Source organism: Imperialibacter sp. (assembly GCF_040222815.1).
GTDB lineage: Bacteria > Bacteroidota > Bacteroidia > Cytophagales > Cyclobacteriaceae > Imperialibacter.
This window is the reverse complement of record NZ_JAVKCH010000042.1, coordinates 124352-138697: the sequence shown is the minus strand read 5'-3', so window position 1 is coordinate 138697 and position 14346 is coordinate 124352. Positions and strand designations below refer to the sequence as shown.

Below are 14346 nucleotides of genomic sequence, written 5' to 3'. Positions count from 1 at the left end.
ATTTAGTCAGTTCGAAGGTTCAAAAGAAATGGTCCAGACCGGTATCATGGACCAAGGTGATAAGTATACTAACTATGACATATCCCGAAAGACTTGAACCCAACTTTTAAAAAATGACACACTTAACTGAACATAACCTTTATTTAAGACTAATCTCCCTCTTCACCTTCCCTCCTTTTTCTGAATCAATGGTGATAGTGACTTTAGGAGCACTGCTTGTTACTTTGAATACATACTCCACCGTTTTGGTACGCTCTGCACTTTCCCCATCTCTGCGGCCAGCCAGGTTTCCTAAGTCTGTCCTCATTTTGCCACTAACCAGCTCGGCACCACTTAGCTCCACAATCGCCCTTACCGGCTTGGCTATCTCCAGCTCTATGGCCCGTTCGGTGATGTTGGTCGGTAGGTAACCATCATTTTCTACAGTGAGGCTCACCTTCACCAGCTTGCCTTTTTCCAGCACTTCTACTTTCGGTTGCGAAACGGCAATCTCAGGGCTGGTTTCTGCCAGCCATAGCATCCACTCCACATATTTTTCTATTTCGCCTTTCAGGTATTTGGTGGGTGGATTCTGGCGGGTAAACTTGTAGTCCCAGCCGCCTATTTCTACCCTACCCAACTGCGGGTGATCGTAAGACTGCCAGTTCACAAAGCCTTTGCCGTCGAGCTCGGCATCGTTCCATTGCATGCGCTCCAGGTCAGTCACCCGGCCGTCTTTATTAGCGTCGGCCTGGAAGGCGCCCCAAAACTCCGGCACAAAGCCTACCACACCATAATCCCAGTAGCCCCAGCTGATCAGGGTGCCATGACGATGCAGGCGTGGGTTGCTATAGCTGGGCACCACCTTCTGGCTGGTAGTGGTGGCATACTTATCCGACAGCTCAAGGATGAGGCGTTGGTCGGCCATATTGAAGTTGTCCCAATTGGTAGTCGAAGGCAATCGGTAAAGAAACCCGGCCGCTGTATGTCCATGGAAAATGCCGGTGATATTGCGGTGAGAACTCAGAAATTCAATGGTAGCCCTGGTCTCCGGTTCCGACAGCGGATAGGGCCCGGCTCCCCTTTGCTCCGACTCCAGTCCCCAGTTGCGGGGGAAGTTCCGGTTCATGTCGATGCCACCAATGCCGTCTTCGTTGTACAGTCCGTCGTTGTCATCGTCAATACCTTCGTCATACATGTCATAGAAGTCGCCACTCACGTCGTTGGGCTCTCTTTCCACCATAATGCGGGAATCTTCCAGGCTGATTTTCCATTTACCGGTTGGGTTCTTCACCCGCATATCGGTAATGAGGTTGTCTTTGTTCAGGTCGTTGCCCGGGTCTTCGTCAAGCAACCCGTCGTTGTCCTGGTCATAAGGGCGGGGTGTGCTGCGCAGTGCATGAGGAGTCGTGAGGGCAATGTCAGCCCCATTGGGATTGAACTTGGGCCGGATGTAGATGGTGCGGGTATCAACCAGGTTGGTAATGCGTGGGTCTTTGCCATAGCTGCTGAGCAGCAGCCAGGTGTAGTGCAGCGCTACTTCGGCCCCCGTAAGCTCCCCAGCGTGGATATTGCCATCGTAATAATAAGCTGGCTTGTCTTCAGCGGCTCCTGTGCTTTTGTTGGTGATTTCCAGCACCATCAGTTGAGTGCCTTTCAGTGTCTCCCCTATTGAATACAGCTTGGTCAGATTCGGATAGGCTTTGGTCCACTCCTGGAGCAAATAGTAAGCATCGGCAGTGGTGTGATACTTCGCCCAATTTGGATTTTTTGGATCTTCCTTCTGTGCCTGGGTGAACTGAGCGGTGGCTACGAGGATGGTAATGAGGAGCAACTTTTTAAACATGGCTTTCGGTTTGATTGATGCAATAAGATACCGACGCCCTATGAGCCGTTGAAAGGGAATGTGATGGAAGGGAGGTTTCATTGCTGAACGATCAACCCTACATTTAGAATGTTTCACTAGATTGAAGCATGATACGCCCGAAAGTTTTCAAGGTAGCGCTCCTTCTGCTGATCAGCATGATCATCTCTTCGTGCACCGAGAACTCAATTAAACAGACCTCCACCGAATTGCCTGATCAATTCATTGTTGTGCTGGGCGTAGCGCAGGACGCAGGCTATCCTCAGGCAGGTTGCGAAAAAGCCTGTTGTCGGCGCTATTGGTCGGGTGAGCACAAAGAAGAAAGGGTTGTGAGCCTCGGCATAGTTGACCGAGCGGTCGGCAAAGTATGGATGATCGAAGCCACGCCAGACTTCAAAAGCCAATGGCACGATTTGAATGAGAAGGCCCGACTGAACAAAACAGCTCCCGATGGCATTTTTCTCACCCATGCACACGTAGGTCACTATACCGGTTTGATGGAACTGGGAAGGGAGATCATGGGTGCTGCCAATGTGCCTGTTTACGGCATGCCTGTGATGCGGTCTTACTTGACAGAGAATGGTCCCTGGAGCCAGCTCGTAAGCCTCGGTAATATTGGACTGCAAAAGTTGGTGGCAGACTCTACGGTTCAATTGTCACCTGAGATTTCCATTACTCCTTTTCTTGTCCCGCACAGGGATGAGTTTTCGGAAACCGTGGGCTACCGCATTGAGAGCGGAAGTAAGAGCATTATCTTCATTCCTGATATTGACAAATGGAGTAAGTGGGACAGAGACATCCGAAAGGTGGTGGCGTCAGCCGATGTAGCTTTTTTAGACGCCTCCTTCTTTCGCAATGGAGAAATCGACCGGGACATGAGCGAGGTGCCCCACCCTTTTGTAGAGGAATCGATGGTGCTATTTGAAGACTTGCCCGAAAATGAAAGAAGCAAGGTGCATTTTATTCATTTCAATCATACCAACCCGCTGATTTGGGATGAAGAAGTGAGGCAGAGTGTGAGAGCAAAGGGATTTGGTGTGGCCAGTGAGGGGGATGTTTTTGCTCTTGATGAGTAAAAAGTCGTATTCTCTCCGTGTTTGATAAAAAGAACGCTAAAGAATTTCCGTGAAAGTAAAGAGGTTACTATGTGCGCTCCTGCACATAGTAACCTCTTTACTTTTCATTCTTAATCTTACCTTCTGTGTCACCTGAACCGGGCACTTGGCAGATCAAATGTTTGTGAGTTTTATCTCAGCGTAAGGACTAGCTTTCACACCTACAAGCCAAACTAAAGCAATGTTTTGATCACTCAGACAAACTGAAATCGTTACCTTCATACAAAAACCTCATATGACCGAGATTATTTTCATAGTCGAAGAATCACCTGAAGGAGGATTTGAGGCAAAAGCCCTGGGTCATTCTATCTTCACAGATGGGAACGACATGGATGAATTAAAGGCCAACATCCGTGAAGCCATCCATTGTCATTTCGAAGTCGATGCTCCCAAAATTGTGCGCCGAAAGTAAAGAGGTTACTATCTGCGCTCCCTCAGATAGTAACTCTTTACTTTCGTTCTACATCTCCTTAGCCGCCATGTACTCGTAGTCGGCAATTACCGTGTACAAAAACTTCACATCAGGCATCGGGGTTTCTATGGACAACAGCCCTTTGATTTTTTGCGACACCAATATCACTGCCTGATCGTTGAGGCCCTCCTTTCGCAGGTTCAGCGCATTTCTTATGATTTCAATCTGACTATCATTCAGCACCCTGGCGGTTGGAAAAGTCACCTGATGATTCTCATCCACTTTCGCTATCAAATCTGCATTAGAAACCTCCTTCTGCAGTCTGATCACCACCGTGCCAGCCGCCAGATCGCCGAGCCTTTGCCCGTTTTTGGTGGCGATGATTGTGATGACAGCTACGCCTCCACTCATGAAGTAAATATCTACGAGTCGGAGTACCCACCTGAGTAAGTAGTTTACAATGCCGGCCGGGCTGCCGTCGGCCTTCACCACTTTGATGTTCATAGCCTTTTTGCCAATACTTTGCCCCTGAAAAAGCGACTCGAAAAGCAGGGAGTAAAACATGACCAGCACCCATGGAATGAAATAGAACTCCGGTCGGTCAAAGCCAGAGGAAATGATCCACAAGCACAGCACCATGAATACAAAAATCACAAACATGTCAATCAGAAAAGCCAGTATGCGTTCGCCAAGGCTGGCCAGCTCAAGATCGATTTCTATATTCTGACTGGTGACAAATTTGGGCATTTCCCTTCTAGTGATTATGTTAACGCATATTTGGGCGGAAGATAATGAAGCAGTCAATATTTGTAAAAAATAATCAGGCTAAATGGAATGAATTTGAGTCAAAGCTGACAAATACTGGTACACTTTCTTCCGACGAACTTTCGCTTATCTACATCCACCTCACCGAAGACCTTGCCTTTGCCAAAGCGAATTACCCCAACACCAAACTTTTCACTTATCTCAATGCCCTGGCACTGATGGTGCATACCATCGTGTATAAAAACAAGAAGGAGGAGAAAGGGCGTTTTGGTAAATTCTGGGCATATGAGGTGCCTTTAGAGATCCGGAGGTCATACAAATACATCCTCATTGCCTTCCTCATCACGGCGCTGGGTGTTTCTATAGGAGCCCTGTCATCTGCCAACGACGAAACCTTCGTACGATTGATCCTGGGCGATGCCTATGTGGACATGACATTGAACAATATCAAAGAAGGCGACCCCATGGGCGTTTACAGTTCGATGGACGGCAACTACATGTTCATGGCCATTACCTCCAACAACATCCGGGTGTCATTTGTGGCTTTTGCGCTCGGCCTTTTCTTTAGTGTTGGGGCTGGCTGGGTGCTGTTCCAAAATGGCGTGATGCTCGGAGCTTTTCACTACCTCTTTTTCAAAGAAGGGCTTTTCGACGATACCATCCTCACCATCTGGCTTCACGGCACTATCGAAATTTGGTCCATTATCGTGGCAGGTGCCGCAGGCATTGTCCTCGGCAATGGCTTTTTGTTTCCCGGCACTTATCCCCGAATTCATTCTTTTCAACGAGCCGCAAAGCAGGCGATTAAAGTAGTGCTTGGCTTGTTTCCTTTCTTCATAGTCGCCGGATTTATTGAGTCGTTTGTTACCCGACATACCGAATGGCCACTTTACCTGAAGCTTTTGATCATCAGCCTGTCGCTGCTGCTCATTCTATTCTACTTTTTCTATTTGCCTCTAAAAACCAACCCTCATGACCACGCCAAAAATTGAGTTGTACAAAATGCGTGACTTCGGTCAGAAGCTGAATGCGACCATCGAATTCATAAGAGCAAACTTCAAAAAGCTTTTTACCACGTTGCTTTTTGTTGCTGGCCCCACTGCCCTCATCATGGGCATAGTGATGAAACAGTTTATGGGGTTTTTCATGGGCATGTCCGCCAACCCAGAGAACCCCGCTATACTGGATGATCTCCCCACACTTTTCACCAATTACTTTGTCATGTTTCTGGTGTCCATTTTTGCCAGCATTATGTTATCGCTTACAACATATGCCTTCATGGAGCTTTATAGTCAAAAAGAAGCGTCGGAGTTTAGTGCCATGGACGTGCTGCGCAATGCCCTGAGCAGGTTTGGTTCCACGTTCCTACTGAGCATTCTTGTGGGCATAACTCTTTTCATTTCAGTCTTCTTCTTCTTTCTACCAGCCCTCTATTTCGGCGTGGTACTGTCGTTGGCTATTCCTATTCTCTATTTCGAGAAAGTGAGTCCGGGGGAAGCCTACAAAAGAGCTTTCACCCTTATCAAGGACAAATGGTGGAGCACATTTGGCCTGCTTTTCATTTCTGTAATGATCTCCTACGTGGTATCGATGATTTTCTCGGTGCCGTTTTACGCTGTATACATGTTTGAGTTGGTGGGCGTGGTGGACAAAATCAACACCGACCCTACTGCCTTCACCAATATTTTTTCAAGTTGGTACATGGCCATCAGCATGGTAATCCTGGGAGTTGGAGGCTACTTGTCCTACTCCATCCCGCTGATTGCACTCGGCTTTCAGTATTTCAATTTGGCAGAACGAAACAGCGCCCCTGGCTTGATCAACAAAATTGAGGACTTTGAAAATATTCAGTAAAGCGGCGTTTGCTGTTATCTCAAGCTGCATAGCGTTCGGTAGCACGCTGTACGCCGAAGCCAGACGGTTAGCGGGAGAGAGAGCCTTTGACCCGGTGGCTATGGAAGGTTACAAAGCCGATCCAGCTTTTGACTACGTCAATCTTCGACCGGAAGGCATTTCGCTGTGGGATCAATTATGGCTTTGGATTTTTAGCCTGATCGGCAGGTTGTTTGGTGGGCCCAACGGGCAAAACATAGGCCAAATCCTCTGGTTACTTTTTCTTGTGGCTGTGGTTGCTGGTGCAGCCTACCTGGTTATCAAAATGCAATACGGGTCCGTTTTTTCAAGATCAAATGAAGCCGGAAGTTCAGCATTTACTGTGTACGGAGGTAGCCAACAGGTTGATTACAATAAACTCATCAATGAGGCACTGGAAGCTGGCGACCTTAAAATGGCCATTCGGTATTTGTATATGAAAGGCCTGACGAACCTGAGCGACCAAAACCTGCTGAAGATTCGCTCCTGGAAAACTGGCGCCAACTACGCCAGTGAGTTGAGTGGAGACCAAAAATCAAAGTTTATTCAGCTTAAGCAGGTGTTTGAGTATACCTGGTACGGAGAATTTGAGCCGGACGAGGCCGACGTTCAGCTATGCAAGGCAACCGTGGCTGACCTGGAAAAGAAAAAGGCATGAACAAAAAGGACAAAATCTTTCTTTGGGTTTTTATCGGCCTTTTTGTTGGCTATGTCGTCGTGCAATACACAGCACCCAAGCCGCTCGATTGGACAATCACCTTTCATGAAGATGACAAGAATCCATTTGGAGGTTTTGTGCTGGGAAAAAGGCTGCCTGACATTTTTCCCGAACTGGAAACCAGCTACTACAACTTTACACAGCTTTACACCGACAATGAAAATGTTGTCGTTTTGGCGCAGGAAATGGCGCTAAGCCCGACCGATGAAGAAAGCATCAATGAGATACTGCACGCAGGTAGCTCCGTTTTTTTGGCAGCCCATCAATTTCCCCAGGCATGGCTCGATTCCCTGGGTCTGAAGGTGGCATTCAACTACAGCTTCGTCAATGAGGAGATATTCGGTGAAGATCAGATTCAATTAATCAGCCACACAGATTCCTCTTCAGCAAGCTACCCCCGACAGATGATACAGGCGGTGTTTGAGGAAGTTGAAGCCGACAAATGGGAAATCATCGCCACCGATGAAAACAGCCAGCCCCTGGTGATAAAAAAGACAATTGGTGAGGGCGAGTTGATTCTGTGTAGTTCACCTTTAATCTTCACCAATTTCGGGTTGCTCTATCAGGACAACTACCGGTTTGCAGCGAGCATATTGAACCTCCTCCCTGAGCAGCGCACCCAGATCAACTACTTCTACCAGCTAGGCCGGCCCGAAGTTCAAACCCCGCTACGGTATATACTTTCGCAGGAGGCACTTAAGTGGGCGCTTTACCTGGGATTGGTAGCGTTGCTGGTCTTTCTGATCATCGAAACACGAAGGAGACAACGAGCCATTCCAGTGATGACACCGCCAGAAAACACCTCATTGACTTATGTGAAAACGCTGGGTAATCTCTACTTTCAGGAAGGCAACCACAAAAACCTCGCAGAAAAGATGATCAGGCACTTCATACACAGGGTAAAGGAAAAATATTATTTAACCTTTGAGCCGACTGAACATTTTAACCACATGCTGTCGGTGCGAAGCGAGGTACCTGTTGAAGAGATCAACGCTACGTTGGCGGCCTTGATCGCTATCAGGCAAAAGGAACAGATAAAAGGCAACGAGCTGGTGATGCTGGCTGAAAAACTCAACAGGATAGTGAGTTGAACAATGTTAAAAAAGGAATCAGAAGTTGATATACAAATAGCATGAGTGAATTTGAAAACAGAATTGATCTGAAGCTTCTCAACGAGAAAGTAGATAAAATAAAGACCGAGGCAAGGAAAGCGCTGGTGGGTCAGGACAAAATGCTCGACCTGATACTTGTGGCACTGCTGGCAGAAGGCCATGTGCTGATTGAGGGCGTACCCGGCGTGGCCAAAACGCTGACAGCCAGGCTGACAGCCCGAATGATTGACGCTGAGTTCAAGCGCATTCAGTTCACTCCCGACCTGATGCCCGCCGATGTGTTGGGCACCTCTATTTTCAATCCCAAAAAGGCAGAGTTTGACTACAAAAAAGGGCCTATATTCTCCAACCTGGTGCTCATCGACGAGATCAACCGGGCACCCGCCAAAACCCAAGCCTCACTTTTCGAGGTGATGGAAGAAAAGCAGGTCACCAACGACGGCATCACCTATCCGCTGGATTCCCTTTTTATGGTGCTGGCTACCCAGAACCCCATTGAGCAGGAAGGAACCTACCGCCTGCCGGAGGCTCAGCTGGATCGTTTCATTTTCAAAATTAAGGTAGACTACCCAAAGCTGGAAGAGGAGTTTCAGGTGTTGCACCTTGTCAATGGCAATTTTGGCTTCAAGCAGCTGAGCTTTATTGAGCCGGTGATCAACCGGCAGGAGGTAATAGAAATAAGAGAAAACCTGCGGCAAATATTGACCAAAAACTCGCTGGTGGAATACATTGCTCATCTGGTGGGCAAAACGAGAAGCCACCCTTCCCTCTACCTCGGTGCGTCGCCGAGAGCTTCGATCGACCTGCTGCGCTCCTCTAAAGCTTACGCTGCGATGCAAGGCCGTGATTTCGTCACACCGGAGGACATTCAGTACCTGTTCAAGCCGGTGGTTGACCATCGGATCATTCTGAATCCTGAGGCAGAAATGCAAGGACTCACGACCACGGAGGTATGTCAGCAGATTATTGAGCAGGTCACTGTGCCCAAATAAGATGAAGCTATTCGCCACCAAACGGTTCTATTACAGCATAATTGTCCTCACCATTGGGTTTGTGGCGAGTTACTTCTTTCCCGCCCTTTTTGTCCCGGTTAAGCTTGCCTTCTTTGCATTTTTGGTGCTGTTCTTTGCCGATTTCATGCTCCTTTTCATCACACGAGGCGAGTTAACTTGCGACAGAGAATTGCCTGAGCGGTTCTCGAATGGCGACGACAATGCCGTAGTGCTGAAAATCAACAATAGTTACTCTTTCGACTTGCAGGTGACCGCACTGGACGAGCTACCCCCTCAATTTCAGATCAGGGACCTGACTATCAGGCTTACGGCTAGCAAAGGCGGAAGTCGTATGGCATCCTACTCCGTGCGCCCGACGGAACGAGGAGAGTACGACTTCGGCAATACCAACCTGCTGGCTGCCTCAAAAATCGGCCTGATCAACCGGCGCTTCATTGTGAACCACCCACAAACCGTGAAGGTGTACCCGTCCTTTCTGCACTTGCGCAAATACGAGTTGATGGCTTTTTCACAACAGCAGTCAATAGAAGGCCAGCGAAAGCTTCGGAAGATTGGCCACAGCATGGAGTTTGATCATATCAAGGAATACACACCGGGCGACGACCCACGCCACCTCAACTGGCAGGCAAGCGCAAGAAGAGGCCACCTGATGATCAATCATTACATCGACGAAAAGTCGCAGCCTATTTACAATGTGATTGATAAGAGCAGGCCAATGAAAATGCCTTTTGAAGGCATGACACTGCTCGACTATGCCATCAACGCCTCGCTGGCCATCAGCGATATTGCCCTAAAAAAGGGAGATAGGGCCGGTCTTGTTACTTTTCAGCACAAACCCGACACCATCGTGCCCGCACAAAAGGGTACTAAGCAAATGTATGTGCTGATGGAAAGCCTTTACCATGAGAAAACAGCCTTTACTGAGCATAATTTCGGGATGCTCTATGCTCAGATAACTGCGAAGATTGCTTCAAGAAGTCTGCTATTGTTGTACACCAACTTTGAGTCGTTGTATTCGCTGGAGCGACAATTGAAATACCTGAAGCTGCTCAACCGCAAACACCTCGTGCTGGTCATCATTTTCAGAAATACAGAACTTGACGGACTGATTACCAAAGATGCTGGTGACCTGCGGGAGGTTTACCATCAGGCCATCGCACAAAACATGCTCAACGAAAAATTTGCCATCCTGCAATTGCTTCGCCAGCATGGCATCCTGAGTCTTTACACCACCCCACAAAGTCTGACAGCAGACGTAGTGAATAAGTACTTGGAGCTGAAAAGCAGAAGGGCGATTTAGCAATGGCGCTGACAAGTCTGTCTAACCGCCACTGAGCAACTGAGTCCCCGGCATCAAAGAATACTCCAAAAGGAGTATTTACATTCCCACATAGTATACCCATTTTTGAACAATCAGTTCTTCGCTATTGAAGATGCGCAGAAAATATAGCTGCTATGTTCGCTAGCTATTAAGTATTTTGGTTTGCGGCAAATTGACCCAAATAAACACTTTTGAAAATCAGTATCAAAAGACAGCAACCTGTGACAAATACTTTTCGCTCAGTTACACAAAACCATTTTATCATGCACTTTCGGGCTTTTTTCGCATTATTGCTTTTTTGCTCTTCATTTACACTTTTTGGTCAGGAGGAACCCGATAAGACAATTCCAGGCGTCGGTGGCGGCACCACTTATTTGGCTCCTTTTCAGGACGACAGCATTCTGTTCGTGGAGGTACTCGTCCAGCAACCTCCCAGCGTGTCCTACTACTACAAAAAGTCTGGCGGTAACTTCATTGCAATCACTGACGATACCTATGACCTGGCCTTGCCGCTCAACCAGAGAGGCGGCGTGTACAATGATGCTGGCTTTCTTGGTGTACAATTTTTTGATGCCAATCATTACGGGCTATATCAATACGACTACGCAAGCATGACTGCCGAACTGGTACTCGACAAGCGAGATGAAGAGCTTTTTATAATTGCGCACCCAACTGAATGGAACGGAAGCTATATTTTTTTGGGAGCTATATACGAAATCGAGAGCAGTGGCAACCTAGTGCAAAATAAGCATATATTTAAATTCGACCCCTCGACTAAGGAATTAACCAATCTCTCTGATGGTGTTCATAATTCCAAAAATGCCACCGGATCATTTGACAACCGATTGCTTGAGAGTTCGGGTTTCTACAAGACCTCGGATAGACTTTTCTACTCGGATGGAAGCAAGCTTTGGGAGGTTGGGGAGAATACGGTCACCAAGATACCGGATACCGGATGTGAAGATTGTTTCAACTTTGATAACTGGGTAGCCAGTGTGCAAGACAACGGAGAAGAGTATATCTACCTTAGGGGGCATTATGATGAAGACTTTACAGCTAGCCAGGGAACCTATTTATGGAAGGACGGCGAGTTTACCCGGCTTGGTGAGTTTCAAGGGCTCTATACTCAAGCGAGCCTGGCTCCTTTCAGTAAGCAGGTATTTTTCGATAATTTTCTCTTTGTAATAAGCGATAATTTTGGGCTTGTAAAAATATCACCAACCGCCACGGAGCTAATTGATTGGCCGGTCAACCGTTTTGGAAATGAAGCAAAGCTTTTAAAGGTGGCTGCGGCAAGAGAAGACTTCGTCCTATTTCTTGGGGACGATAATCAGCTCTGGAAATTTGATGGCACATCCTTTGAGGAAATCCAAATTTACACCGATGGAGTATTCTCCTATGAAGGCAGGCTTTTTTCGGGTGGAGAAATAAGCACGGTCGAAACACCCGGCGACCTGCCCGAATATGTTTATGGAATTTATGAAATAGAGGACAATGTGCCTGTTCTGATTTGGGAGGGTAAATTTGAGTTTTCAGCGAGCCCTACCGGACTTAAAGTCTTTGAAGATATCTTCTATTTTACACTGAGCAGAAACATCAGCGTTAACCACTATAGCCTCCCATTTACAGGAGTAGATAATGAGCCTACCCCAAACCAGGCCCCTCGATTTGACCCTGACGAACAAACCGTAGAAATCAAAGAGGACTATGCTGCCGGAGAAACCATTATTGAAATAAGCGCTACCGACCACGACAATGATGAGTTGGAGTTTTCTATTGTCAGCGGCAATGATGACGAGCTGTTCGAACTCGGCTCGTCAACCGGAGTTCTCACGGCTACCGAAAGCATTTTGATCAACACTGAGCTTCCGGTAACCTACGAGTTGACCATTGAAGTGAGCGATGGGGAATTGTCCGATCAGCTTGCATTGACAGTCGTTTTTGGTGACGAGAACGGCGAACCCACGGGCAACACATCCTTGCAGGTCTCTTTTCTCAAAGACATTATCCCGGGAGGCACAAGTTCATCACCAGAGCAGTTTACTTCAATAGGAGACACCATTTATTTTATTGCCCGAGGAGGCGAGTCTAACGCCAACAAAATCTTATATAAGACAGACGGATCAGAAGAAAACACTCATCCAGTATCAGAGACGTCATCGTTTTTATTTCCCGAACATAATCTTTTCAATATCTCAGGTAGCCTATATTTTGTAGGTAAAGAATCTCCCTCCGGGCCTTCAAGCTTGATAAAGTACTCCCCAGAGGGAGAAGAAACATTTACCTTGGTTGACTCCGATCCCACTAGCATCACCGTTTTTGAAGCGTTTGACAAGTGGCTGTTCTACGCCAAGGACAATATAGATGACGATTGGGCCACCGATGGAGAGCTGATCGAAGCGTTTCCAAGAGACTTCATTCGTGGTGCGGTTTTCGGATCTAACCTGATCGTGCCAATTCAGGGAGAACTCAATGAGGAACGCCTTTTCTCTATTGATGCAAACCTAAACAGAACCATGCTCTACGATTATTCATCCATTGAAGACTATGGGTTTAGTACAACTTTCCGTGAGACAACAGGGCAAACAAATGACTACTTCTTCTTTTCAATCAACAGAAGACTCCCTGAAAACTCTACCAATAATGAGTTTTGGATCACCGATGGCACCCCGGAGGGAACAGAGATGTTCATGAACCATGAAACTGTCATTGATGGAAGCACTGGTTTTGAAGACTTCTACGGTCAAATTTCCCTCGGGGATCAACTGCTATTCAGAACCAATGTAAGCCAGCTCAACGGCAATACCTGGTTGGTAACCGATGGAACCATTGCGAACACAGTCTTTATACCAGATTTCGGTTTTAACCCCGATATGCCTGATGGCGTGTACTACAATGAAAAGTATTACTGCTATGCCACAGGGCCGGACGAAAACAGCCCCGGGCTTTATGCTTTCGACCCTGGCAACAACTCTTTCGAACACGTTCTGGCGTCCGATTATCACCTTGAAAACTTTCAACTATTCAGAGATCAATTTGTCTTCAGCAATCATATTGGAGCGGTATATGTCTCCAATGGAGTCACTGCCGGCACCACTGTCATCCCTTACAAAGAAGAACCTTATAACAATGTTGGCTTCGAGCAAATTTATGTTCATAGCGATAGTCTGATCGTTCTTGAGGGCGGTAGCGGAAATGGAGACGAGGCCCTTGGAAGAGAGTTCTGGAAAGTTGCATTCTCTGAATCGAATAGTGAAAATAGTGCTCCACTAATTGCGAATCAGGAGTTTTTTGTAGAAAACATTGAAGCGAATGAAGTAGTTGGCCTGGTGGTAGCAGAAGACCCAGATGGTGATGAACTGATATATACTATTCTTGATGGAAACACTGGAGAGGCGTTTTCTGTTGGAAGCCAAACAGGGGAAATATTAGTTGCCGATGAGGCAGCTGCCAATGACCCCGAAAACTTTCCCTTTGAGCTTTCCATGGAAGTAAGCGACGGTCTTCTATCAACGACAGCCCTCGTTACTATTAATTTGGGAACCACCCCGTCCGGAGGCCTTTCGTTTGAAGATCAAACATTTGAAATAGAGGAGAATAGCGAAAAAGGAACCGAAGTTGGGATTATAGAAGCCGACGCACCGGAGGGGTCAGTTTTGAGCTTTGAAATCGCCTCCGGAAATGATGACAAGGTATTCGACTTGGTAAAAGAGTCGGGCAGACTTACGGTATTCAAACCCGAGGCACTCGACTTTGAGACTACCCCCAGTTTCGAACTGGAAATAAAAGTGTCTGATGGGGAAAACGAAGTTACGGCTACTGTCACTGTCGATCTGATTGATATTGAGGAATCCACTCTTACAGCTATCGGTGACAATCAGATACAAGGTTTCATGGTCTACCCGAACCCTTCGTTGAACCGGAAAATAGTGGTTTCACTAGACAGCTCGCCAAAAAAGGGCTCCTACCTACACCTGTTAGGTCTCAAAGGAAGGGTTTATTCATTCCAGCCAATACTAGGCAAAAACACTTTGGTCAATCTTCCTGAACAGGCGGGTGTTTACATCCTTAGAATCACGGTGGGCGACAAAGCCACTACGCATAGAGTCGTTGTGAAATAAGTCATTACATACTTGCAATTAGTAATGATACTAAAGCTCTCACGTTAAGAAGAA

The 14346-nt window shown here is 47.0% G+C and carries 11 protein-coding genes; 9 read left to right on the top strand and 2 right to left on the bottom strand.

The window, feature by feature from the left end:
• Window positions 1–139 precede the first annotated feature (139 nt).
• Window positions 140–1825, bottom strand: coding sequence for a M14 family metallopeptidase (locus RIF36_RS22830; RefSeq protein ID WP_350119030.1), 1686 nt, complete (start codon window positions 1823–1825; stop codon window positions 140–142).
• A 128-nt stretch (window positions 1826–1953) separates the two neighbouring features.
• Between RIF36_RS22830 and RIF36_RS22825 the strand changes: the two genes are divergently transcribed.
• Both RIF36_RS22825 and RIF36_RS22820 read left to right on the top strand, forming a co-directional pair.
• Window positions 1954–2919 carry an MBL fold metallo-hydrolase gene (locus RIF36_RS22825; RefSeq protein ID WP_350119027.1) on the top strand — a complete coding sequence of 322 codons (966 nt, stop codon included), beginning with the start codon at window positions 1954–1956 and terminating at the stop codon, window positions 2917–2919.
• A gap of 274 nt (window positions 2920–3193) precedes the next feature.
• Entirely contained in the window at window positions 3194–3370 is a 177-nt protein-coding gene (locus RIF36_RS22820) for a 2-oxoisovalerate dehydrogenase (protein WP_350119024.1), read from the top strand.
• 48 nt (window positions 3371–3418) lie between these two features.
• On the opposite strand, the gene RIF36_RS22815 is transcribed toward RIF36_RS22820, so the two are convergent.
• Entirely contained in the window at window positions 3419–4117 is a 699-nt protein-coding gene (locus RIF36_RS22815) for an RDD family protein (RefSeq protein ID WP_350075597.1), read from the bottom strand.
• A gap of 44 nt (window positions 4118–4161) precedes the next feature.
• Here RIF36_RS22815 and RIF36_RS22810 point away from each other — a divergent pair, with 44 nt between their 5' ends.
• The 7 genes from RIF36_RS22810 to RIF36_RS22780 all read left to right on the top strand — a co-directional run bounded on the left by RIF36_RS22810 (window position 4162) and on the right by RIF36_RS22780 (window position 14292).
• Complete coding sequence (locus RIF36_RS22810) at window positions 4162–5127, top strand: stage II sporulation protein M (RefSeq protein WP_350119021.1); 966 nt, start codon at window positions 4162–4164, stop codon at window positions 5125–5127.
• Window positions 5108–5989 (top strand): hypothetical protein, encoded by an 882-nt coding sequence (locus RIF36_RS22805; RefSeq protein ID WP_350119018.1) that lies wholly within the window; start codon window positions 5108–5110, stop codon window positions 5987–5989. The genes RIF36_RS22810 and RIF36_RS22805 overlap by 20 nt, the downstream gene beginning before the upstream one ends.
• Entirely contained in the window at window positions 5973–6665 is a 693-nt protein-coding gene (locus tag RIF36_RS22800) for a hypothetical protein (protein WP_350119015.1), read from the top strand. Before RIF36_RS22805 ends, RIF36_RS22800 begins: the two co-directional genes overlap by 17 nt.
• Window positions 6662–7816, top strand: coding sequence for a DUF4350 domain-containing protein (locus tag RIF36_RS22795; protein WP_350119012.1), 1155 nt, complete (start codon window positions 6662–6664; stop codon window positions 7814–7816). The genes RIF36_RS22800 and RIF36_RS22795 overlap by 4 nt, the downstream gene beginning before the upstream one ends.
• Window positions 7817–7857: 41 nt before the next feature.
• Window positions 7858–8829 carry an AAA family ATPase gene (locus tag RIF36_RS22790; RefSeq protein ID WP_350075607.1) on the top strand — a complete coding sequence of 324 codons (972 nt, stop codon included), beginning with the start codon at window positions 7858–7860 and terminating at the stop codon, window positions 8827–8829.
• 1 nt (window position 8830) lies between these two features.
• The gene (locus tag RIF36_RS22785; protein WP_350075609.1) at window positions 8831–10150 is read left to right on the top strand and encodes a DUF58 domain-containing protein; all 1320 of its coding nucleotides are present in this window, start codon (window positions 8831–8833) and stop codon (window positions 10148–10150) included.
• Window positions 10151–10434: 284 nt separating this feature from the next.
• Window positions 10435–14292, top strand: coding sequence for a cadherin domain-containing protein (locus tag RIF36_RS22780; protein WP_350119009.1), 3858 nt, complete (start codon window positions 10435–10437; stop codon window positions 14290–14292).
• Window positions 14293–14346: the final 54 nt, after the last annotated feature.

Coding starts and splice junctions, on each gene's coding strand:
- RIF36_RS22830 (WP_350119030.1), bottom strand. CDS start 1,825: ATGTTTAAAAAGTTGCTCCTCATTACCATCCTCGTAGCCACCGCTCAG.
- RIF36_RS22825 (WP_350119027.1), top strand. CDS start 1,954: ATGATACGCCCGAAAGTTTTCAAGGTAGCGCTCCTTCTGCTGATCAGC.
- RIF36_RS22820 (WP_350119024.1), top strand. CDS start 3,194: ATGACCGAGATTATTTTCATAGTCGAAGAATCACCTGAAGGAGGATTT.
- RIF36_RS22815 (WP_350075597.1), bottom strand. CDS start 4,117: ATGCCCAAATTTGTCACCAGTCAGAATATAGAAATCGATCTTGAGCTG.
- RIF36_RS22810 (WP_350119021.1), top strand. CDS start 4,162: ATGAAGCAGTCAATATTTGTAAAAAATAATCAGGCTAAATGGAATGAA.
- RIF36_RS22805 (WP_350119018.1), top strand. CDS start 5,108: ATGACCACGCCAAAAATTGAGTTGTACAAAATGCGTGACTTCGGTCAG.
- RIF36_RS22795 (WP_350119012.1), top strand. CDS start 6,662: ATGAACAAAAAGGACAAAATCTTTCTTTGGGTTTTTATCGGCCTTTTT.
- RIF36_RS22790 (WP_350075607.1), top strand. CDS start 7,858: ATGAGTGAATTTGAAAACAGAATTGATCTGAAGCTTCTCAACGAGAAA.
- RIF36_RS22785 (WP_350075609.1), top strand. CDS start 8,831: ATGAAGCTATTCGCCACCAAACGGTTCTATTACAGCATAATTGTCCTC.
- RIF36_RS22780 (WP_350119009.1), top strand. CDS start 10,435: ATGCACTTTCGGGCTTTTTTCGCATTATTGCTTTTTTGCTCTTCATTT.